Origin of the sequence: Kitasatospora sp. NPDC096077 (assembly GCF_040303245.1) — a bacterium.
Lineage (GTDB): Bacteria > Actinomycetota > Actinomycetes > Streptomycetales > Streptomycetaceae > Kitasatospora.
The window spans coordinates 12,794-32,164 of the sequence record NZ_JBEOSV010000017.1; the positions used below are offsets into that span (position 1 = coordinate 12,794).

Sequence of the window (19,371 nt, forward strand, 5' to 3'; positions counted from 1 at the left end):
CACCACGATGACGGCCGGACCCCCACTGCTCACCGGGGGTCCGGCCGCCGCCGTTGCGGTACGGGCGTCCCCGTCAGCCCGCCGGGCGCAGCCGCAGCGCCGAGACCGGGCACCTGGCGGCCGCCTCGCGGGCCTGCTGCGCGGCCGCCCCGACGGGCTCGGCGGTGAGCACCACGACCTGCCCGTCCTCGTCCTGGTCGAACACCAGCGGCGCGGTCACCGCGCACTGCCCCGAGGCCACGCAGCGCGCGGCGTCCGCCTCCACCCGCTCGTGGCGCCGTCCCCCGTTCACCACCACCGGACCGGGACCTCGCCGAGGCCGCCCGCCAGCCGTTCGGAGTGGTCGCGCAGGCTGTGCGGGTCCACCGCCGTCCGCAGGCCGGGGAAGCGGCGGAACAGCGCGGTCAGCGCGGTCTGCAGCTCGGTGCGGGCCAGCGAGTTGCCGATGCAGTAGTGGCCGCCGTGGCCGAAGGCGAGGTGGGCGTTGGGGGAACGCGACGGGTCGAAGGCGTCCGGCTCCTCGAAGGCCCGGGCGTCCCGGTTCGCGGCGTTGATCGCCACCAGCACCGCCTCGCCCCGGGCGATCGCCGTCCCGGCGACGGTGAGGTCCTCGCGGGCGAAGCGGGTCAGGCCCAGCCCGCCGGGCGCGGCCATCCGCAGGATCTCCTCCACGGTCGCGCGGGCCGTCCCCTGCGGGTCGGCGGCGAAGCGGTCCCGCCGGGCGGTGTCGCCCAGCAGGAACAGCACGCCCAGGTCGATCCGGGCCGAGGTGGTCTCGTGGCCCGCGAACAGCAGGCCCACCGCCAGGCGGGTCATCTCCTGTTCGGTGAACGAGGGGTCCTGCGCCTGCACGGCCAGGATGTCGCTGAACACGTCCTGCCCCGGCCGCCCGCGCTTGTCCTCGGCGACGGCGGCCACGTAGGCCTCGAACTCAGCCATCGCCGCCGCCGCGTCCTCCCCGCCGTACAGGGCGGCGATCCGCTCCGACCAGCCGCGCAGCAGGTCCCGGTCGGCGATCGGCACGCCCAGCAGTTCGCAGATCACCATCACCGGCAGCCGGAACGACAGGTGCTCGTGCAGGTCGACGGCGCGGTCCGGGTGCCGCGCGTGCTCCGCCTCCATCGAGTCCAGGCAGGACTCGGCGAGTTCGCCGATCCGCTCGCCCAGGCGGCGCATCCGCGGCGCGCTGAACGCGGGCGCCAGCATCCGCCGCATCCGCGCGTGTTCGCGGTCCTCCTCCTCGGGGGTGCCGGCCGGGCGGGTGTGCAGGGCCGAGGTGGAGATCCGCGGCCCGTCCTCGGTGTCGGGGCGCTGCCGGGAGAAGCGGGTGTCGCTCAGGACCTCCCGGGCCTCCTCGTAGCGGGTCACCAGCCAGGCCGGGTCGCCGGCGGGGGTCGTCACCCTCGTGATCGGGCCCTGTTCGCGCAGCCGCGCGAGCAGGGGCGCCAGGTCCAGGGCGTTGGGGCGCTCGAAGGGTAACCGGGGGGCGGGGGCGGGGGCGGTCATGGTCTCTCCTCACCGGCCGAAGGCCACGGGGCGGTGCGCGCTCGGCGGAGCCGCTCCCCCTCCCGGCCGTCCGGGCCGCGGCCGTGGGCGGCCGCGTTCGCGGGCCGCCCGTGGCGGACGGTGTGCCCGTCCCGGCCGACAAGTGAGAGCTGACTCTCCTTTCTGCGAGCGTAACACCGTCGGCACGCACCGTCAGCTACCGGGCGCCGTCGGCCCGTTCGGCACCGGGGCCGGGGTGGGGCGGCGGTGCCCCGGCGGCGCCGCCCGCCGGGACCGCGGTGCCGAGCCGCCAGGACTCGATGTCCCGGTAGTGGATCGGCCCGGGACCGCGGCCGGTGTTGCTGCCGACCAGGTGGAGGCGCTCGGCCCGCCACGGGCGGCCCGCGAAGGCGGCCAGCCCGTCCGCGGCGAGCGGCACGCTGATGGGGTCGTCGCGGCGGGCGCGGGCCAGGGTCAGGTGGGGGCGCAGCGGGCGGTCGCGGAACGCGATGCCGCAGGAGCGGGCGAGGTCGCGGACGTCGGCGGCGAGGTGGTGGAGGCCGTCGAGGTCGCCGTCGACGCCGGTCCACAGCAGCCGGTCGTCGAAGTGGTCGCCGCCGCGCAGGACCAGTCGCGGGGCGGGGTGCGCGGCGGCCAGGGCGGCCAGGGCGGGGCGCAGCGACGGGATCGCGGCGACGGGCAGTTCGCCGAGGAAGGCCAGGGTGATGTGCCAGTCCTCGATGCGGTTCCAGCGCAGCCGGGGGTGGTCGGCGTAGGCGGAGCGCAGGGCCCGGGCGAGTTCGTCCTTGGCGTCGTCGGGCGGGGCGAGCGCCACGAAGACGCGCCGGGTCGAGGGTTCGGGGTGATCGTCCACGGGGGTTTTCTAGCATCCCGGCCGTCGGTGGCCCCGGGGACGGGCGCCGCGTGCTGATCCGGTGCGAATTGTCGGATACGCCCTAGTTCGGGGACGGCGCCGGGTCGCGGCGGTGCTCCAGCCAGGTGCAGCCCAGGTCGTCCCAGACGGCCTGGTACCTGGCGAAGACGGCGTCGAGCCGGCTGTGCGTCAGCTCGGCTGCGGGTGTGGAGGCGAGGAGGTACTCCAGGTCGTCGGCGAGGCGTTGGAAGCGGTACTGCGTCTCCTCCATCAGCACCCATCGGGAGCGCCAGTTGAAGAAGGGTTCGACGGCGCCCAGTGTGGTCACCAGGGCGACCAGCGCGAAGGCCAGGTTCGCCCACAGGCGCAGCCCCAGGAGGATGGTGGAGGCCGCGGACAGCGCCAGGGTCAGCAGTTTGATCGCCGAGGCGCGGCGGCGGAAGCGCTGCTTCCTCGTGCGGGCGTAGTCGTTGCCCCGGCGGATCCGCCCCAGCAGGAGGGCGGCCGTCTCCGCCGGGGCGAGTCCCACGCCCGGCCCACCGTTCGCTTGCATCCCGGCCCCCGCCTCCACGCCTGCCCCGCCCGCGGATCGGGCGGCCGTGCGTCCGTCGGCAGCGGTGCGGGTTCCCGCGGCTGCCGGGCCCGGTGCCCGGGCCACCCGCGCATCCTCTCGCATGTCCGGCCGGGCGGCGGTGGCCTCGGCCCCTGCGGAGGGGGTGGAGGCCACGGCGGGCGTCCGGTGCGGGATCAGTGCCGGGCGGTGACGGCGTCGGCCGGCCGGCCGGCGGGGGTCACTGGCGGGCCCGGGCCGGGCAGGCGGGCTCGTGCCAGGTGGTGCGGACGGCCGCGCCGCTGCGGGTGAGGTGCTCGCTGGACCAGGTCCGGCAGCAGCGGCCGCCCGGCGCGGCCGGGCCCGGCTGCCGCGCCGTCCGGGCCTGGGCGGCGGAGGCGGGCGTGGCGGAACGGCCGCGGTGGCGGCGCCTGGTCACGGGTGTCGTCATGTCGCTGGCTCTGCCCACCGTGCCGCACCGCCGAACCCCGCGCTCACCCGAACGGCCCAATCGGGGCCGGCGGTGGACGGGCCGGCGGGGCGGGTGTGATCCATCCCACACCCGCCGGATTCCGCCCGCCGCGGCCCCTCCCCCGGCCCGGGGCGGGCGGGGTGACGGCCGGTCGGGGACCGCGGTGACCTGCGCGGTCGTGGCGCGTCCGGTGGGCGGGGGCCGGGCTGGGCAAGCTGGCCGGTTCCCCGCTCCGGCGGAAGTCGTGATTCAACCGGTCTCCCCCGTTCATCCGTTTGTCATGGGACGGTCGGCTGCCGGTGAGCCGCCGACCGCAGTACCGGGCCGGACGCCGGAGCGTGGGCGCCGGCCGGGACCGGACGAGAGGGGACAGCCGATGGGACGAGCACTGGCCCGCCTGGTGGGGGACGCGGACGCCTTCACCAGGACGCTGGAGGAGCAGCGGCCGCAGGTCTTCCGCACCGGGGAGTGGCCCGCCGGGCTGCCCCGGCCGGACGAGCTGGACGCCGTGCTGCACGGAGGCCTGCTGCGGGTGCCGTACGTGGAGATGGTGCAGGACGGCGCGGTCGTGGCACCCGAGCGCTTCTGCACCACCCGCACGGTGGCCGGGCGCCGCGAGGACGGCTGGGCCGACCCCGCGCGGATCGGCGCGCTGCTGGCCGGGGGCGCCACCCTGCTGCTGCCGCAGCTGGACCAGTGGCACGCCCCGGTACGGGCGCTGGCCGCCGACATCGCCCGCCAACTGGGCCGCCGCACCGAGGCGTTCTGCTTCGCGACCGGCGCCGGGCGGCGCGGCCTGGACGTGCACCGCGACGGTGCGGACGTGCTGGTCGTCCAGCTCGCCGGGGAGAAGGAGTGGACGGTCCACGAGGCGCCCGCCGACGGGCGCTGGCGCCCGGGACCCGCCCCGGAGCCGGGGCCGGTGGCGCTGCACACCGTGCTCGCACCGGGCGAGGTGCTGTACGTGCCGCGCGGCGCCCCGCACGCCGCGACCGGCCGTCAGGGGCTGTCGGTGCACCTGTCGTTCACCGTCCGGGAGGCCGGCACCGGTCAGCTGCACGCGGCGGTCGGCGAGTTCCTGGCCGCCTCCGGCCTGGACCACGGCCTGCCCGAACACCCCGGGACGGCCGCCGAGTTGCTGGCCGCGGCCGCGGAGGTGCTGCGGGTCGGCCGCGAGCGCCTGGCCGCACTGACCCCGCAGGAACTGCTGCGCCTGGCGCGGGGGCCGCTGCCCGAACCCGCGCCGGGGACCCCGCCGGGGCCGGGGCCGCTGGGCGGCTGAACAGCCGAGCGGCAGGGCGGCGGGGCGGCGGGGCGGACGCACAGCGGGCGCGGTTGCCCGGACCGTTCACACGGTCCGGGCAACCGCGCCCGGTCGTACCCGTACCGGTGCCGGATCAGAACGATCCGAGCGGCCGGTCCGGCCCTACGGTCAGATGCACCACGGACGGGTGCAGGACCCCTCGCACGAGATGCTGAACGCGGCGTCCTCCTGCTCGCCGGTCTCGGCGGCGACGAGGTCCTGCACGTCGAGGTCGAACAGCTCCTGCATGTCGGTGGCCATGGGGGCCTCCTTTCGTCGGTGCCGCGACTGGCCGCGGCGGACTGCTGCAAGGGTTAGGCACCCGCTCGGGGCCCGACAACGACTGTGCGCGGACGGATAGACGGATTCGGCCAACTATTGATGACTTCTGATCAAACATGGACAGCTTTCGGTCACCGGGATAGAACGACCCGACACGGCGACACGGCGGCACGGGGGGCACGGTGGGGAAGAAGACGCACGCGGCACACCGGGAGGCGCTCTTCACCGCGACCGGCCCCGTCCTGCTGCGCGCACCCGCGCTGGCCCGCAAGGAGCGCCACGCCGACGGGCCAGGGAGCGGCGATCCCCTGGCCTACCTCGCCGGGGCCGCCGCCGATCCGGTCCTGCGCGAGGCGATCGAGGTCTCCAGCCCCTCGCTGGCCGACCAGCTCGACCAGGCCGTGGCCGCGGCCGCCGCCGGCGACGCCCCCCGCCCGGCCGCGCTGCGCCGCGCGGTCGAGGCCGTCGGCCGCTACCGGCTGCGGATGGCCACCCGCCCCACCCCCTTCGGCCTGATGGCCGCCGTCGCACCGGCCCGCTTCGGCCCCCGGGCCGAGGTCCGCTGGGACGGCGGCGAACGCCGCGCCCTGCGCCCCGACCTCGGCTGGCTCCTCCCGCTGCTGGAGCGGCTGCGCACCGACCCGCGGGTGCTGCCCGCCCTGCGGCTGGCCGCCGACCAGCAGATCGTGCCGCGCGGCGACCGGCTGGTCCTGCCCTACCTGCCCGAACCGCGCACCGCCCCGGCCGGCCCCGGGACCGGCGCCGGGGAGGCGGGCGCGCAGCCCGTCACCGAGCGGACCGTCCGCGCCACCGCCGTGGTCCGCGCCGCCGTCCGGCACGCCGAGCGCCCGCTGCGCCACGCCGAGTTGCTCGCCGCCCTGGCCGCCGACTTCCCCGCCGCCCCGGCCGAGGCGATCGCCGCGCTCGTGCGCACGCTGGTCGCCCAGGGCTTCCTGCTCACCGACCTGACGCCCCCGCCGGACAGCACCGACCTGCTCGGCCACGTCCTGGACCGGCTGCCCGACGGCCACCCGGTACGGGCCGAACTCGCCACCGTACGGGACCTGTTGGCGCAGGCCGCCGCCCTGCCGCGCGGGCGGGCCACCGCCGTGCTGGGCGAGACCCGCCGCCGGATGACCCGCCTGGCGCCCGCCGACCGCCCGCTGCACGCCGACCTCGCGCTGACGGCCGAGGTGGTCCTGCCCGAACAGGTCCGCACCGAGCTGGAGCACACCGCCACCCTGCTGTGGCGGCTCTCCCCGCCGGCCACCGCCCCCGAGCACCTGCGCGCCTACCACCTGGAGTTCCTCGAACGGTACGGCACCGACAGCCCCGTCCCGCTCGCCGAACTGCTCGACCCCGACACCGGCCTCGGCCCGCCGGCCGGCTACCGGCGCCCGGCCGGTCCCCGCGGCGCGGCCAACCCCCAGCCCGCCCGGGCCCGCACCGACGCCGAGGCTGCCCGCGACCGGGTGCTGGCCGAACTCGCCGCCGGCGCCCTCGCCGACCGCGAACCCGGCGCCCCGCTGCCCGAGGTCGTCCTGGACGACGAGCTGCTCGCCCGCCTGGTCCCGGCGCAGGAACCGCGGGAGGCGCGGGAGGGGTTCGGTGACGCCGCCGACACCCCGCCCGACTCCCTGGAGCTGTACGCCGAACTCGCCGCCGACTCCGTCGAGGCCCTGGACGCCGGGCGGTTCCGCCTCGTGCTCTCCCCCACCAACGGCAGCGACCGCGCCGGCGCCACCTTCGGCCGCTTCGCCGCCCACCTCGCCGGGCCGGACGGCGGGGCCCTGCTCGCCGCCGCCACCGGCGCCGGCGAGGGGTTCGGCGACGGTGAAGTCCTGGACGCCCACCTGGAGTTCACCCCCTACCGCCCCCGCCACGCCAACATCGCCCTCACCCCCCGCTGGCTCGGCCACCGCGTCGCCGTCAGCGCCTTCCCCGACCCCGGCGGCCCCGCCGCCCTCCCGCTGGAGGACCTCGTCGTCCTCGCCGACGCCGAGCGCCTCAGCGTCCACTCCCGCAGCCTCGGCCGCGAGGTCCGCGCCACCGCCCACCACGCGCTCAACCTGCGCACCGGCGCCCCCAACGCGGCCCGCTTCCTCCAGGAGGTCGCGCTCACCGGACGGCGCCCCTGGCAGCCCTGGGACTGGGGCGCCGCCGGCAGCGCCCCCGCCCTGCCCCGGGTCCGCCGCGGCCGGGTCGTCCTCGCCCCCGCCACCTGGCGGCTCACCGCCCCCGTCCCCGGCGCCGACGCCCCGTACGGGCAGTGGGCCGAGGGCCTCGACCGCTGGCGCCGCCGCTGGGGCGTCCCCGCCGCCGTGCAACTGCTCAGCGGCGACCAGCGGATCAGCCTCGACCTGGACGACCCCTGGCACCGCCGCCTGCTGCACAGCCGCTCCCGCTCCGAGCGGCCCGCCGTGCTCCAGGAGGACCTCACCGGCGACGGGGACGGCGACGGCGGCTGGCTGCACGGCCCCGGCGGCGCCCACGCCACCGAGATCGTCGTCCCGCTGCGCCGCGCCGCCCACCCGGCCGCCCCGGCCGCCCCGGCGGTGCGCCGGCCGCTGCCCGCCGCGCACCCCCGCACCCCCGAACTCCCCGGCGGCCCCTGGCTGTTCGCCCGCCTCGCCGCCACCGAGGCCCGCCACGACGAGATCCTCGCCGACCACCTGCCCCGGCTGCTCGCCGCCCTGCCCGGCGACGTCGACCGCTGGTTCTTCATCCGCTACCGCGACCCCGCCCCGCACCTGCGGCTGCGCTTCCACGGCACCCCGTCCGTCCTCGCCACCGACCTGCTGCCCCTCCTCCACGACTGGGCCCACGAGCTGCGCCGGGCCGGGCTCGCCGCCGACCTGCGGCTGGACGGCTACCTCCCCGAGACCGACCGCTACGGCGGCCCGGACGCGCTCGCCCACGCCGAACGCGTCTTCCACGCCGACAGCCTGGTCGCCCTCGCCGCCCTGCGGCTGGCCCGGGCCGCCCGCACCGCGCCCGGTGACCTGCTCGCCGCCGTCAACCTCACCGCCACCGCCCGGGCCTTCCTCACCGCCCGCCCCGCCCCGCCGACCGTCGGCGCCTGGATCGCCGCCGCCTACCCCAAGTCCGAACCCCACCACCAGGCCTTCCGCACCCACCGCGCCGCCGCGCTGCGCGCCATCGGCCCCGACGGCCCCACCACCCCCGCCGGCGGCCTGCTGCCCGCCGACCCCGCCCTCACCGCCGCCTGGCACCGGCGCGCCGCCCGGCTCGCCGACTACGCGCCCCACCTCACCGCGCCCTCGGCCGGTCCGGCCCTGGCCTCCGTCCTCCACATGGGCCACAACCGCCTCATCGGCATCGACCGCGAGTCCGAACGCCGCGCCTACGCCCTCGCCCGCGGCGCCCTCGAAGCCCACCGCGCCCTGGCAGCCCACCGCACCGTGGAAGCCCACCGCACCCGCCCCACCACCCCGAGCGAGGGCCGATGACCCCCACCGAAGCCCTCCTGGCCGTCACCGCCCGCCTCACCCGGCCCGAGGCCGACCCCGCCGCCGCCCCCTCCCCCGGGCTCGGCGCCGGACTCAGCGGCACCGCGCTCACCCTCGCCGTGCTGGCCGGGCCGGACCCGGAGCCGCGCCGGGCCGCCCACGCCCGGCTCGCCGCCGCCGTCCGCGCCCCCGGCGCGATGCGCACCGGCGGCCTCCACTCCGGCGCCGCCGCGGTGGCCTTCGCCGCCCGCACCATGGCGCGGGCCCCCGGCGAGTACCGCGGGCTGCTGGACGCGCTGACGCCCCGGGTGGGCGAGGCCGCCGCCGGGCGCACGGCCGCGCTGCGGGCCGATCTGGCGGCCGGCGCCGGACTGCGGGCCCACACCTTCGACGCGGTCTCGGGGGCCGCCGGCCTGGGCCGGCTCCTGCTGGCCCTGGAGCCGGGGGGAGCGGCGCTGGCCGACCTGCTGGCCGCCCTGGTGGAACTGGCCGCACCCGGCGGCGGGGCGCTGCCGCGCTGGTGGACGGCGGGCGGGCCGGGGCTGCCCGGCGCGGCCCCGGACCACCCCCGCGGTCACGTCAACCTCGGTCTGGCGCACGGGTTCCCGGGCCCGCTCGCACTGCTGGCCCTGGCCCGGCTGCAGGGCGTACGGGTGCCCGGCCAGGACGGGGCGATCGAGGCGCTGGCCCACTGGCTCGCCACCCACCGGCTGCCCCGCGGCGGCTGGCCGATGACCCTGCGCGTCGAGGACGTGGAGGCGGGCCGCCCGCCCGCCGACGCACCGACCCGGGCGGCCTGGTGCTACGGCACCCCGGGCGCGGCCCGGGCCCTGTTCCTGGCCGGCACCGCGCTCGGCCGCCAGGACTGGCGCGCCACCGCCGTCACCGCGCTCGCCGACGCCCTGGCCGAGCCCGCCGGCTGGCACCTGGCCGGCCCCGGACTCTGCCACGGCACCGGCGGCCTGCTGCGGATCGTCCAGCGCACCGCCGAGGACTCCGGCTCCGCCGCCCTGGCCGCCCACCTGCCCGCTCTCGCCGAGGCCACCGCCCGCGACCTCGCCGCCGCCCTCGCCGCCGACGAGCCCGCCACCCTCCTGGAGGGCACCGCCGGCGCGGCCCTGGCCCTGCACGCCCACCTCCACCCCGACGCCACCGCCCCGGACTGGGACGCCTTCCTGCTCCTCGGCTGAGCCCGGCCGAGGGGAAAGGCGCTCACGCCGTCAGGAGCGGTTCCCCGTAGTGCTCGACCGTGGGGAACGGCGCGTAGAAGTGGTGCAGCAGCGCCCGCCACCGCTCGTACTCGGCGGAGCGGCGGAAGCCCTCGGTGTGGTCGGCCAGCGTCTCCCACGCCACCTGCAGCAGGAAGCGGGAGCCCTCCCCCTCGTCCACGCACCGGCGCAACTCCAGTGAGCGGAAGCCCTTCTGGACCGAGATCAGCGGCCTGGCCCGCGCGAAGGCGGCGAGGAACTCGTCCTCCCGCCCGGGCCGGACGTCCAGCAGAGCGCTTTCAAGGATCATGGCACCGCATCCTAGGGGCGGGTGCCGGCGCGGGCGGGCGGCCCGGAGGCGGGGTCAGGGGCCGGGGCCGGGGTCAGGGGGCGACGAACAGCCTGGGGAAGGCCGGGGCCAGCCAGGGGCGGCGGCCCCAGGCGAGCACCTTGCCGCGCAGCAGGGCCTCGGTGGCGCCAAAGCGGCCCAGCGCGATGAGGAAGAAGGCCACCGGCTCCAGCAGGATCGTGCAGTCCGGGCGGCGCGGCGGCTCCCGGTCCACCGTGGCGGCGCCGTCCGTGAAGGTCACCGCGAACTCCTCCAGGCCGCGCAGCCGCACCCGGTAGCAGGCGTTGTGGCCGGCCGCGGCGCGGGCGTCGACCACCCAGGGCATGGCCGTGCGCAGGAACGGCGTCGTCAGCGCGACCCGGTGCCGGTCCAGCGGGTGCGGCCGGCCGAGGGCGCGGGCGATGTCGTAGAGGTGGGCCAGCATGTGGGTGAGCAGGTAGGCGCCGAGGGTGTCCAGGTCCATCGGGCCGAGCGGGGTCCGGACCGCTTCGGTGCCCTCGCGCCGGGCGGACGCCGTCGTGAACTCCCGTGCCCGGTCGGCGATCTGGGCGGCGAGTACGGCCGGGTCGCGCTCGGGCCGGGCGGCCAGCGAGGCGGCGTTCGCGGCGGCCAGCGAGGCCGGGGTGCCGTCCCCGTAGGGCCGTTGCTCGCCGGCGGCCAGGGCGGCCATCAGCTCGTTGGCCATCGCCAGGTGGGCGGCGGCCTCGGCGACCGTCCACTCGGATCCGGGGACCGGGGTGTCGCCGCGGCAGCCGGCGAGCAGGGCGAGGGCCTCGTCGCCGACCGCGGTCACCGCTTCGAGGAGCGCGGTGCGCGGGGCGCCGGGCCGGTGCTGCGGGAGGGGGAGGTCCATGGTGGTGAACAGTGGCCGACTCCCCCGCCGCTGTCCAGGGTTGCGGCACGCCCGGGGGTCGCGGCCGCCCCCGCCGGGCCCGCCCGTGCGAGGGCGGGCGGGCCCGGCGGGGGGGCGGTCAGTGGGCGATGATCTGCAGGTTGGCGGTCTGTCCGACGGTGCCGCCGACGTAGAAGGTGTGGCCGTCGGGGCCCAGGGCCAGGCCGGTGAGGCTGTCCTCGTCGAGGTCGCCGGCGCCGTCCGCGGGGACGGGGGCGCCGGTGGCGGTGTCGAGGGCGAGCACCGAGGCGGTGGTCGTGCCGTAGTTGCTGTCGGCGAGGTAGAGCCGGGTGCCGTCGGCGCTGACCTGCGGGTTCTCCAGGGTGTCGCCGCTGCCCGCGGCCTGGAAGGTGGAGGTGACGGTGTCGGTGGCCGGGTCGATGATCGTGCTGGCGCCGGTGCCGAGTTCGGCGAGGCCGAACAGGCGCCTGCCGTCGGGGGTGAACGCCAGGTTGTAGTCCAGGTTGGTGGCGGTGCCCCGGACGGTGGCGGCCACGGCGGGCGCGGCGCCGGCCGTGGTCACGTGCACCACGCCCTGGCTGGTGCCGACGTACACGTCCCCGGTGCCCGGGCGGGCCGCGGGGGCGCCGACGTAGGGGCCGGGATCTGCACCGTGGTGGTGGACGCCTGCTGCGCGGTGGCGAAGGCCAGGATCCGGCTCTGGCCGTTCTGCCGGTAGGCGGTCGCCCCGTTCTGGGAGACGTACAGGTTGACATCCTCCCCCGGCTAAAGCTGGGGGATTCCAACACCGGTGGGGTGTTGAGGTTCACGGGCACTCGACCGCTGACGCGGTGTTGCCCCTCCGGTACCGGAAGGTGTCTTCCGGGGCCTTGCGGCCTGTCCTACCGCGACGTTGGTTGCTGCGTTGGTGTCGGCGTTGCAGGTGAATCCGCAGGTGGTGCAGACGAACTCGGCTTGACTCTTGCGCGAGTTCTTGTCGATCCAGCCGCACTGCGAACAGCGCAGGGAGGTGTACGGGGCGGGGACGTCTTCGACCCGCCCGGGGGCCTTGTGCTCGGTGCGCTGCCGGAGAAGTCCCCATCCCTGAGCGAGGATCGCCCGGTTCAATCCAGCCTTGGCCCGGACGTTGCGGCCGGGCTGTTCGGCCGTTCCCTTCGCGGAGGCGGTCATGTTCTTGATGTTCGGTTTCTCGAACCGCACCAGGTCGTAGGAGCTGGCGAGCATGGTGCTGGTCTTATCGCACCAGTCCTTGCGCCTGTCGGCCTCGCGGGCCTTGAGACGGGCGACCTTGGCGTATTCGGCCGTCTTCTGGTCACTGCCCTTGGGAGCGCGGGCGGCACGGCGCTGGTGCTTACGGATTTGCGCCCGCTCCTTGACGGTCAGTTTCGGGCAGTTCAGGATTCGACCGTCCGAGAGCGCGGCGGTGACGGTCACGCCTCGGTCGATACCGATGACCTTTCCGGCACCGGGGGCCTCGATCGGCTCGGGGATGACGGCGAACGCGATGTGCCACCGGCCGTTGCGCCAGGTGACGCGGAACGTCTTCGCGTCCGGTAGATCGTGGCGTGTGTTGCGGAAGCGAACCCAGCCGCAGCCCGGCACCTTGACCTGAGCCCACTTGCGGTTGAGCTTTTGCACGACCACCGACCGGCCCATGACCTGCTTGCCGGTCTTCGGGTTCAGCTTCGCCGTGCCGTCCGCGTTGAGTTCCGGGACGCGGTCGGTGCCGATCACGCGGAAGCCCTCATGCCGGTACCGCTTGCGCCACGTCGGTTCGCCGAATCCGGACGAGTACCGGGCAGCGACGGCTTTGGCGAAGTCCCTGAGCGCCTGCTGCTGCACGTCCGCGTTGCCCGCGCCGAGCCATTCGCTGGCCCAGCGCGCCTCGGTGAGCTGGCGGCTCTGTTCGGCAAAGCCGGGTGCGGACTGCCGGCCCGGACGCCAGTGCGCGCGCTGCTCGACAGCCAGGTTCCAGACGTACCGGGCGTGCGCGCAGTGCACGAGCATCTGATCTTCCTGCGCGGGCGTCGGGCACATCCGGAAGCGTGACATGCCGCCATGCTGGCGGCACCGCGACGGCATAAGCAAGTTCACGCTACGCATCCCGGACCTCCGCTACCCGCTGACCGCGCAGGATGCCACGAGAGGCGGTACCTCAACTCAGAGCTGCCGCACCTGCTTGAGGCCACTCTCACCATCGTTACTCCCGAACGCCGGATCGCCTTGACAGCGATTCAGCTACCCCTGACCCGCTCCGCGGGAAGCCGGATTCACCCCCGGCCTGAAGGCCGGGGCACCCTCCGGACTCTTTGGTGGAACGCGTGCTGTGGCGTCGGGGTGTGGTGCGGGGGGCAGGCTAGCCGACGCCGGTGACAATCCGATCGACGAACAGGTGACCGTATGATGATCGCCTGCTGTTACAGGATGGTGACGATCCGTCCACAACCTGAGGGCGGGATGAGAACGTCCTTGAGAGGGACAGCGCCCACACGGCACCGGCCGGGCCGCGTGGGCAGGCACCTCCCCGTGGAAGAGGTACTCCTGTGATCGTCTCCAAGCGGAACTCCCTGCGTCTGGCCGCCGTGGCCACCCTCGGCGTGCTCTCCCTCGGCCTGGCGGGCACCGCCGTGGCCGCCACCCCCACCGTCTCCGCGTCCGCCGGGCAGCAGGCCGCCGCGCACGCCACCATCACCGCCAAGCCCTCGGTCACCTCCGTCCGGGCCTGGCAGGACTTCCACGTCACCGGCACCACCACCGGCCTCAAGGCCGGCAGCACGGTGACCCTGCAGCAGAAACAGCACGGCAAGTGGGTCAGCCTGCCCGCCTCCGTGCGCACCGCCCACAACGGCTCCTACGCGCTGCGCGTCAAGCTCGGCATCAAGGGCCTCAACGAGCTGCGCATCGTCAGCGGCGCCACGGCCTCGCCCGTGTTCACCGTGACCGTGCGCTGACCCGCGCCCACCCGCGCCCTGCCGGCCCGGCCGCGCCTGCGGGCGGGCCGGCGGGCGACTGCTCAGGAGGCCGTTCAGGCGGCTGTTCAGGCGGTTCTGCGCTGCTTCCGCCGGTTCGGGAACCCCCTCCTCCCCCGGCCGCCGCCAGCATGGGGTGGCCGCAGCGGTCCTCCGCCCCCGGAACCGGGGGCACCGCGGCGGCGGAGAGGAGTGCCCGATGCGCGCACTCACCCACGTGGGCCGGGCGGCGGTGACCGTCACCGCGGCCTTCCTGCTGCTCACCGGCACGGCGACCAACGCCCAGGCCGCCACCGGAGCTTTCACCTTCGTCTCGCAGGACGGGACCAACGGCGAGATCTTCGACCCGCCCAACGGCCGCTGCCTGCCGATCTTCAACGGCGCCAAGTTCATCGACAACGACACGGACACCCCCGCGTTCCTGTACCGCTCCTTCGGGTGCCACGTCCTCTTCGACTCGATGGAGCCCCACACGACGAAGAGCTACCCCACCAACGGCGGGCCGTTCTTCGTCGAGTTCCTGTAAGCGAGTTGCCGTGAACCAGTACCGGTAGACAAGGAGAACGGGACCCATGCTGAGGATCACCGCGGACGTCTTCTCCGGCCGGCCCGACCCCGTCGCGGACCTCACCGACGAGGCCCGGGCCCGCGCGGCCCTGCGCGAACTGACCCGGGACCGCGAGCTGTTCACCGTCCCCGCCGAGGCGCCGACGGGCGGACTGGGCCTGCGCGGGTTCTGGCTGGAGGCCTTCGACGACGAGCTCGCGCGCGACTTCGGCCTGGGCTCCCGCCTCTACCTCCCGGCGGGCGCGCAGGCGCCCGCCGGGCGCACCGCCGAGGTCGCCGAGCGGCTGATCACCCTCGCGCCCTGGCGGGCAGCCCCCGAGGAGGGGTTCGCCGGGCAGACGCCGCCGGTCGAGGAGTCCTTCCGGGACTTCCTGCTCGGGCAGCTGGCGGGCGGCGGCCAGGTCTCGGCCGCGGACCGGGCCGAGCCGGCGGGCGGGACCGCGGCCGAACAGCCCGAGATCACCTGCCAGATCGAGTTCGGGGCGTTCAACCCCGGCTTCTGGAACGACGACGCCAACGTCCGCGCCCACAACAACTGCTACAACTACGCCAGCAACTGGCGCACCAACACCTTCGCCCAGCCCGGCCGCGGCTGCGGCCACATGTACAGCCGGATCACCTGCGAGGAGATGACCCGCGCCTCGCTGTGCGACGGGATGCACCACCGCTTCGACTGCTTCCCCGACACCGCGAAGCCGCGCTACCTCACCGCGCTGGTGGTGATCCCCGGCGGCGGGGACTTCCACTGGTACCGGAAGCAGAAGGAGGGCTTCTGGGGCCACAAGCCGGGCTCGACACCGGCCCGCAACGTCGACAACAGCGGGCACGTGATCTACGACCCGGAGAAGGCCGACCGGGGGCCGTACACCATCTTCTGCGGCTACTTCTACGGCTGCGACAGCCAGCGCCGGCGGATCCGCTGACGGCCCGCCGGCCCGCCGCGACCGTCGAGGTCGACCTCTACAGCGGGCGCCCCAACCCCCGCTACCCGCTGACACCCGCCGCGGCCCGGGAGTTGGGGCGCCGGATCGCCTCCCTGGCCCCGGCGCCGGGCGGCGGGCCGGCGGACGGCGGGCTCGGCTACCGCGGGCTGCTGGTGCGGACCTCGCCGGACGAGGCCGACGCCGCGATCACCGTCGCCGGCGGACTGGTGAGCGTCCGCCGCCCGGACGGCCCGCCGCGCCGTCTCCGCGACCCGGGACGGGTCCTGGAACGGTGGCTGGTCGCCGAGGGCGGGCCGCATCTGCCGCCCGAAGTCCTGGCGGCGGTGCGCCGGGACCTCGGGTGAGGGCCGCGCGGGCGCAACCGCGGGTCACAGCATGACGAGGAGCTTGGTGCCGGGGACGAGCTTGCGGTTGACGGACGTGGACTGGACGAAGACGGTGTAGGCGGCGTTGTCGCCGGGCTTGACGGTGGCCTCGGCGGCGGGCAGGCCGAGGAGCCGGCGGGCGGCGGGCCCGGAGTAGACCCGGCCGGTCATCCGGCCGGTGGCCGGGTCCTTCTCGGCGACGGCGAGTTGCTTGTTGCCCTGGATCTTCTCCCGCTTGGAGAGCTCGTAGAAGGCGCAGCCGGTCTTGTAGGGGTGGCCGGCGCTGGTGACGAACTCGCGGATGGGGGTGGCCTGGTCGACCGGGACCAGGATGTACTTGCCGGCGTCGAGGGCGTCGAGGTTGGCGCTGACGTCGGCGGTGCTGAGGTCCTGACCCATGGCGAAGAGGTTCCTGGTGCCGCGCACGCCCTGTTCGCGGCCGCGCAGGAAGCTGGTGGCGGCGGACTTGACGGTGCCGATGGCCTCTTCGACGCCCTTGCTGGAGTCGGCGTCCCAGATCGCGATGTTGCCGGCGGGGAAGCCGTACTCCTGGGCGGTGCGCTTGGCCAGGGAGTTGGGGACCAGGATGGCGGAGGTCCAGTGGTCGGGCAGGGCGTCCATGGCGCCGTGGATGCGGTCGATCCAGCCGCGCAGGGCGGTGGCGCCCCGGCCGCCGTTCATCCGGGTGTGCATCTGGCCGGTCTGGGAGAAGCCGGAGGCGTTCTCCTCGCCGTCGGTGACGACGACCTGGAGGAAGGAGTGCTCTCCGTAGCCCTCCCAGATGTTCTTGAGGTCGTCGACGGATTTGACGGCCGCCTCGATGAGGGCGGTGGCGCCGTTGTCGACCTGGTAGAGGCCGCGCAGCGAGGGCAGGTGCTTGACGTCCATGTCCCAAACCAGGTTCTGCACTTCGTGGTCGAACGCGTAGAGGCTGATCCGGGTCTCGTGGCCGAGGCGGTCCGACTCCTCCTGCAGTCCCTTGACGAACTCGTCGACGACACGGATGAGTTGGGACTGGTGCTGGCGCATCGAGCCGGACTTGTCGACCACGAGGGAGACGTGGTTGACCTTGTGCTTGATCCTGTTCACGGACATGGCTCTCCCCTGGTTCCGGCATCAATTCGCGGTGATTCCACGCTGATTTCGCGGTGCCTTTCCCGGCGTAATTCCGCGGCGCCTTTCGGCGTTCCCTTCAGCGTGTTTCCACTCTACGGGCGGGCACTGACAATGCGTCGGGGCGGCGGTCCGTACCGGGTGGTCGTCCGGCGACGGCGGGCGGTGCGCGGTGTGGGAGGATGCGCGGGTTCACGAACGGTCGAGGGGGGTGTCCGGTGCGTCTTCGTGCTGTCGCGCTGGTGGTGGGTCTTGCGGTGGGGTCGGCCCTGGCGGGGTGTTCCGGCGGCGCTCCGGCGGGCGGCGGTCCGGCGGGTGCGGCGCCGACGCTGCACGATGCGCTGCTGACGGCCGCCCGGTTGCCGGCCGGCTTCGAGCTGCTGCCCGACGTCTCCCCCGCGCCCCGCCGCCGCGCGCCCGGCGAGCCGATCGCGTCGATGCCGTGCACGGAGCTCACGGTGACGCAGTTGCTGCCGACACACACCCCGAGCCTGGAGCACGTGTCGGTCGGCCTGAAGGGCCCCGCCGCCGACGCCGACGGCATCGACTGGTTCGGTGAGGAGACACTGGACCGGTACGGCCCCGGCAAGGCGGCCGCCGCGATGGCCGACCTGCGCGGTGCGGTGCGGCGCTGCCCCACCTACACCACGGATTTCCCGGACGGCACCTCGGAGCAGGGCACCCTGTCCACGGAGGATCCGGGGCTGCCGGGGGACGAGGGCCTGGTGCTGCGGGTCGCCTCACTCTTCCCCGGCGGTACGGATCCGTTCGTCAGTGAGGTGGCCTTCGTCCGGGAGGGCGATGTGATCCTGACGGTCCACAAGGTGGTCGACCAGAAGCCGCTGGCCGGTGTGGAGGCCGTCCTGCCCGCCGCCGTGACGGCGTACCGGGCGGTTCACCCCTCGGCGGGCTGAGCGGGGGTCACTGCTCGTCGGCCAGGGAGAGGGCGTCGGTGACCAGGCGGGTGGCGAACTCCTGGTCGCCGCCGGCGACCCGGTTGACGTACTCCGCGACCAGGGTGGCGGTGGCTTCCAGGGGGTTCATCTCCTCCTCGGTCCAGGGCCCGTACTGGGCGCGCCACAGGCTGGGGCTCAGGCCGGTGCCGGCGGCGACGAGCAGGCCGGCCATGGTGGGGACGACCTCGGGGCGGAAGGTCCTGGGCATCATCCGCATGGTGGCGACCAGGGTGGGGACCACGTACTCGATGACGTCCTTGCCGTGTTCCTCGTGGGCGGCCCGCAGCCAGTTCATGTACAGGTAGACGAGGGTGCAGGCGCCTTCCAGCAGGGCGGCGAACTCCTCCGGGCCGGTGGCCGCGACGAGGTGGTCGACCATCTCGCGGTGTTCGGGGTCGGTCCCGGTGCGGCCGTCGTAGAGGGCCTTGAGCCGGGAGTCGATGACCATGAGCGCGGCGCTCACGTCGCCGGCGGGAGCGTACCGGGGGTCGCAGGGCGAGGACACGGGGGCTCCTTCTCCGGGGCGTGGCGACGGCGGGTTCCGTCGGCCGTTCCAGGAGAGCGGACGGGGGCCGGGTCCGGGGGCGGAACCGCCCCCGTGTCACCCGGACGGGAGGCCGGGCCGGCCGGGGTGTTGACGCGGGGCCGGGTGCCGTGGCCGGGTCAGCGTTTGTGGGCGACCCCGGCGTAGAAGGAGACCTGGGCGTCGGTGACGCTGTCCGGCAGCAGGCCGGTGGTGTCGTCGGCGGTGCCGTCCGGGTGCCAGCGGTGGGCGGGGACGATGCCCGGGTCGAGGAGGTCGAGGCCTTCGAAGAAGGTGGCGAACTCGGCCTGGTGGCGCAGCTTCAGGGAGGTGCCGGCCTGGTTGTAGATCTCCTGGACCTTGGTGGCGCCGGGCGGGTCGAGTTCGGCGGTGGCGTGGGAGAGGACCAGGGCGGAGCCGGCCGGCAGCGGGTCCAGGAGCTGCTTGACGATGGCGTGGGCGTCGTCGAGGTCCGGGACGAAGTGGAGCAGGGCGACCATCGACAGCACGACCGGGCGGGTGAGGTCGAGGGTCCGGGCGACCTGGGGGGTGGCCAGGATCGAGGCGGGGTCGCGGACGTCGCCGTGGACGTAGGCGGTGCGGCCCTGGGGGGTGCTGGTCATCAGGGCGCGGGAGTGGGCCAGGACGACGGGGTCGTTGTCGGCGTAGACGACCCGGGCGCGTGGTTCGACGCTCTGGGCGACCTCGTGGAGGTTGGGCGAGGTGGGGATGCCGGTGCCGATGTCCAGCCACTGGCGCAGGCCGCGCCGGGCGAGGGCGCGGGTGGCGCGGTGCATGAAGGTGCGGTTGGCCCGCACGGCGGTGCGCATGGTGGGGAAGACGGTCAGGACCCGCTCGGCGGCTTCGCGGTCGACGGCGAAGTTGTCCTTGCCGCCGAGGAAGTAGTCGTACATCCGGGCGCTGTGCGGGATGTCCTGGCGTATCTGCGGCGCGGGCGGCTCGTCGGGGTCGGGCCCGGTCGCGGTCATCCAGGTCTGCGCCCCGGCATCTTCCGTGCTCATCCGCGCCCCTTCGTGATCAGATCATCGGACCGGGGCAGTCTAGCCAACTCGTCGGTGGCGCGCGGG

At 75.4% G+C, this 19,371-nt stretch carries 21 protein-coding genes; 8 read left to right on the top strand and 13 right to left on the bottom strand.

All coding sequences use genetic code 11. The features are described 5' to 3' along the window. Positions 1-73: 73 nt before the first annotated feature. From ABTZ03_RS17020 to ABTZ03_RS17040, 5 genes are all read right to left on the bottom strand, one after another. Complete coding sequence (locus ABTZ03_RS17020) at positions 74-298, bottom strand: ferredoxin (RefSeq protein WP_350513754.1); 225 nt, start codon at positions 296-298, stop codon at positions 74-76. Next, positions 289-1,506: a cytochrome P450 gene (locus tag ABTZ03_RS17025; protein ID WP_350513755.1), complete on the bottom strand. Its 1,218-nt coding sequence runs from the start codon at positions 1,504-1,506 to the stop codon at positions 289-291. The genes ABTZ03_RS17020 and ABTZ03_RS17025 overlap by 10 nt, the downstream gene beginning before the upstream one ends. Positions 1,507-1,702: 196 nt before the next feature. Further along, on the bottom strand, positions 1,703-2,359 hold the full coding sequence (thpR, locus tag ABTZ03_RS17030) for an RNA 2',3'-cyclic phosphodiesterase (protein WP_350513756.1): 657 nt from the start codon (positions 2,357-2,359) through the stop codon (positions 1,703-1,705). 82 nt (positions 2,360-2,441) lie between these two features. Beyond that, positions 2,442-2,888 (bottom strand): DUF4231 domain-containing protein, encoded by a 447-nt coding sequence (locus ABTZ03_RS17035; protein WP_350513757.1) that lies wholly within the window; start codon positions 2,886-2,888, stop codon positions 2,442-2,444. 262 nt (positions 2,889-3,150) lie between these two features. Next, complete coding sequence (locus ABTZ03_RS17040) at positions 3,151-3,360, bottom strand: hypothetical protein (protein ID WP_350513758.1); 210 nt, start codon at positions 3,358-3,360, stop codon at positions 3,151-3,153. Positions 3,361-3,757: 397 nt separating this feature from the next. On the opposite strand from ABTZ03_RS17040, the gene ABTZ03_RS17045 reads away from it, so the two are divergent. Next, positions 3,758-4,663, top strand: a complete 906-nt coding sequence (locus ABTZ03_RS17045) for a JmjC domain-containing protein (protein WP_350513759.1) — start codon at positions 3,758-3,760, stop codon at positions 4,661-4,663. Between the two features lie 150 nt (positions 4,664-4,813). On the opposite strand, the gene ABTZ03_RS17050 is transcribed toward ABTZ03_RS17045, so the two are convergent. Then, entirely contained in the window at positions 4,814-4,945 is a 132-nt protein-coding gene (locus tag ABTZ03_RS17050) for a hypothetical protein (protein WP_350513760.1), read from the bottom strand. Between the two features lie 203 nt (positions 4,946-5,148). Between ABTZ03_RS17050 and ABTZ03_RS17055 the strand changes: the two genes are divergently transcribed. Together ABTZ03_RS17055 and ABTZ03_RS17060 are read left to right on the top strand one after the other, a co-directional pair. After that, complete coding sequence (locus tag ABTZ03_RS17055) at positions 5,149-8,436, top strand: lantibiotic dehydratase (RefSeq protein WP_350513761.1); 3,288 nt, start codon at positions 5,149-5,151, stop codon at positions 8,434-8,436. Continuing rightward, positions 8,433-9,626: a lanthionine synthetase LanC family protein gene (locus ABTZ03_RS17060; RefSeq protein WP_350513762.1), complete on the top strand. Its 1,194-nt coding sequence runs from the start codon at positions 8,433-8,435 to the stop codon at positions 9,624-9,626. Before ABTZ03_RS17055 ends, ABTZ03_RS17060 begins: the two co-directional genes overlap by 4 nt. A 22-nt stretch (positions 9,627-9,648) precedes the next feature. On the opposite strand, the gene ABTZ03_RS17065 is transcribed toward ABTZ03_RS17060, so the two are convergent. The 4 genes from ABTZ03_RS17065 to ABTZ03_RS17080 all read right to left on the bottom strand — a co-directional run bounded on the left by ABTZ03_RS17065 (position 9,649) and on the right by ABTZ03_RS17080 (position 12,898). Beyond that, a complete protein-coding gene (locus ABTZ03_RS17065) occupies positions 9,649-9,954 on the bottom strand; it encodes an antibiotic biosynthesis monooxygenase family protein (protein ID WP_350513763.1) in 306 nt (101 codons plus the stop codon). A gap of 73 nt (positions 9,955-10,027) precedes the next feature. Continuing rightward, entirely contained in the window at positions 10,028-10,846 is an 819-nt protein-coding gene (locus ABTZ03_RS17070) for a maleylpyruvate isomerase family mycothiol-dependent enzyme (RefSeq protein ID WP_350513764.1), read from the bottom strand. Positions 10,847-10,964: 118 nt separating this feature from the next. Next, the gene (locus ABTZ03_RS17075) at positions 10,965-11,441 is read right to left on the bottom strand and encodes a YncE family protein (protein ID WP_350513765.1); all 477 of its coding nucleotides are present in this window, start codon (positions 11,439-11,441) and stop codon (positions 10,965-10,967) included. Between the two features lie 170 nt (positions 11,442-11,611). Continuing rightward, the gene (locus ABTZ03_RS17080) at positions 11,612-12,898 is read right to left on the bottom strand and encodes an RNA-guided endonuclease InsQ/TnpB family protein (RefSeq protein ID WP_350513766.1); all 1,287 of its coding nucleotides are present in this window, start codon (positions 12,896-12,898) and stop codon (positions 11,612-11,614) included. A 491-nt stretch (positions 12,899-13,389) separates the two neighbouring features. On the opposite strand from ABTZ03_RS17080, the gene ABTZ03_RS17085 reads away from it, so the two are divergent. From ABTZ03_RS17085 to ABTZ03_RS17100, 4 genes are all read left to right on the top strand, one after another. Continuing rightward, positions 13,390-13,797 carry a hypothetical protein gene (locus ABTZ03_RS17085; protein ID WP_350513767.1) on the top strand — a complete coding sequence of 136 codons (408 nt, stop codon included), beginning with the start codon at positions 13,390-13,392 and terminating at the stop codon, positions 13,795-13,797. Between the two features lie 217 nt (positions 13,798-14,014). Continuing rightward, on the top strand, positions 14,015-14,341 hold the full coding sequence (locus tag ABTZ03_RS17090; protein ID WP_350513768.1) for a hypothetical protein: 327 nt from the start codon (positions 14,015-14,017) through the stop codon (positions 14,339-14,341). Between the two features lie 46 nt (positions 14,342-14,387). Continuing rightward, positions 14,388-15,305 carry a hypothetical protein gene (locus ABTZ03_RS17095; RefSeq protein ID WP_350513769.1) on the top strand — a complete coding sequence of 306 codons (918 nt, stop codon included), beginning with the start codon at positions 14,388-14,390 and terminating at the stop codon, positions 15,303-15,305. Between the two features lie 92 nt (positions 15,306-15,397). Continuing rightward, positions 15,398-15,670, top strand: a complete 273-nt coding sequence (locus tag ABTZ03_RS17100) for a hypothetical protein (protein ID WP_350513770.1) — start codon at positions 15,398-15,400, stop codon at positions 15,668-15,670. A gap of 24 nt (positions 15,671-15,694) precedes the next feature. Here ABTZ03_RS17100 and ABTZ03_RS17105 read toward each other — a convergent pair whose 3' ends face one another. Further along, positions 15,695-16,786 (bottom strand): vWA domain-containing protein, encoded by a 1,092-nt coding sequence (locus tag ABTZ03_RS17105; RefSeq protein ID WP_350513771.1) that lies wholly within the window; start codon positions 16,784-16,786, stop codon positions 15,695-15,697. A gap of 236 nt (positions 16,787-17,022) precedes the next feature. Between ABTZ03_RS17105 and ABTZ03_RS17110 the strand changes: the two genes are divergently transcribed. Beyond that, a complete protein-coding gene (locus ABTZ03_RS17110) occupies positions 17,023-17,718 on the top strand; it encodes a hypothetical protein (RefSeq protein WP_350513772.1) in 696 nt (231 codons plus the stop codon). 7 nt (positions 17,719-17,725) lie between these two features. On the opposite strand, the gene ABTZ03_RS17115 is transcribed toward ABTZ03_RS17110, so the two are convergent. Together ABTZ03_RS17115 and ABTZ03_RS17120 are read right to left on the bottom strand one after the other, a co-directional pair. After that, positions 17,726-18,265: a hypothetical protein gene (locus ABTZ03_RS17115; protein ID WP_350513773.1), complete on the bottom strand. Its 540-nt coding sequence runs from the start codon at positions 18,263-18,265 to the stop codon at positions 17,726-17,728. Between the two features lie 158 nt (positions 18,266-18,423). Then, the gene (locus ABTZ03_RS17120; protein WP_350513890.1) at positions 18,424-19,272 is read right to left on the bottom strand and encodes an SAM-dependent methyltransferase; all 849 of its coding nucleotides are present in this window, start codon (positions 19,270-19,272) and stop codon (positions 18,424-18,426) included. Positions 19,273-19,371: the final 99 nt, after the last annotated feature.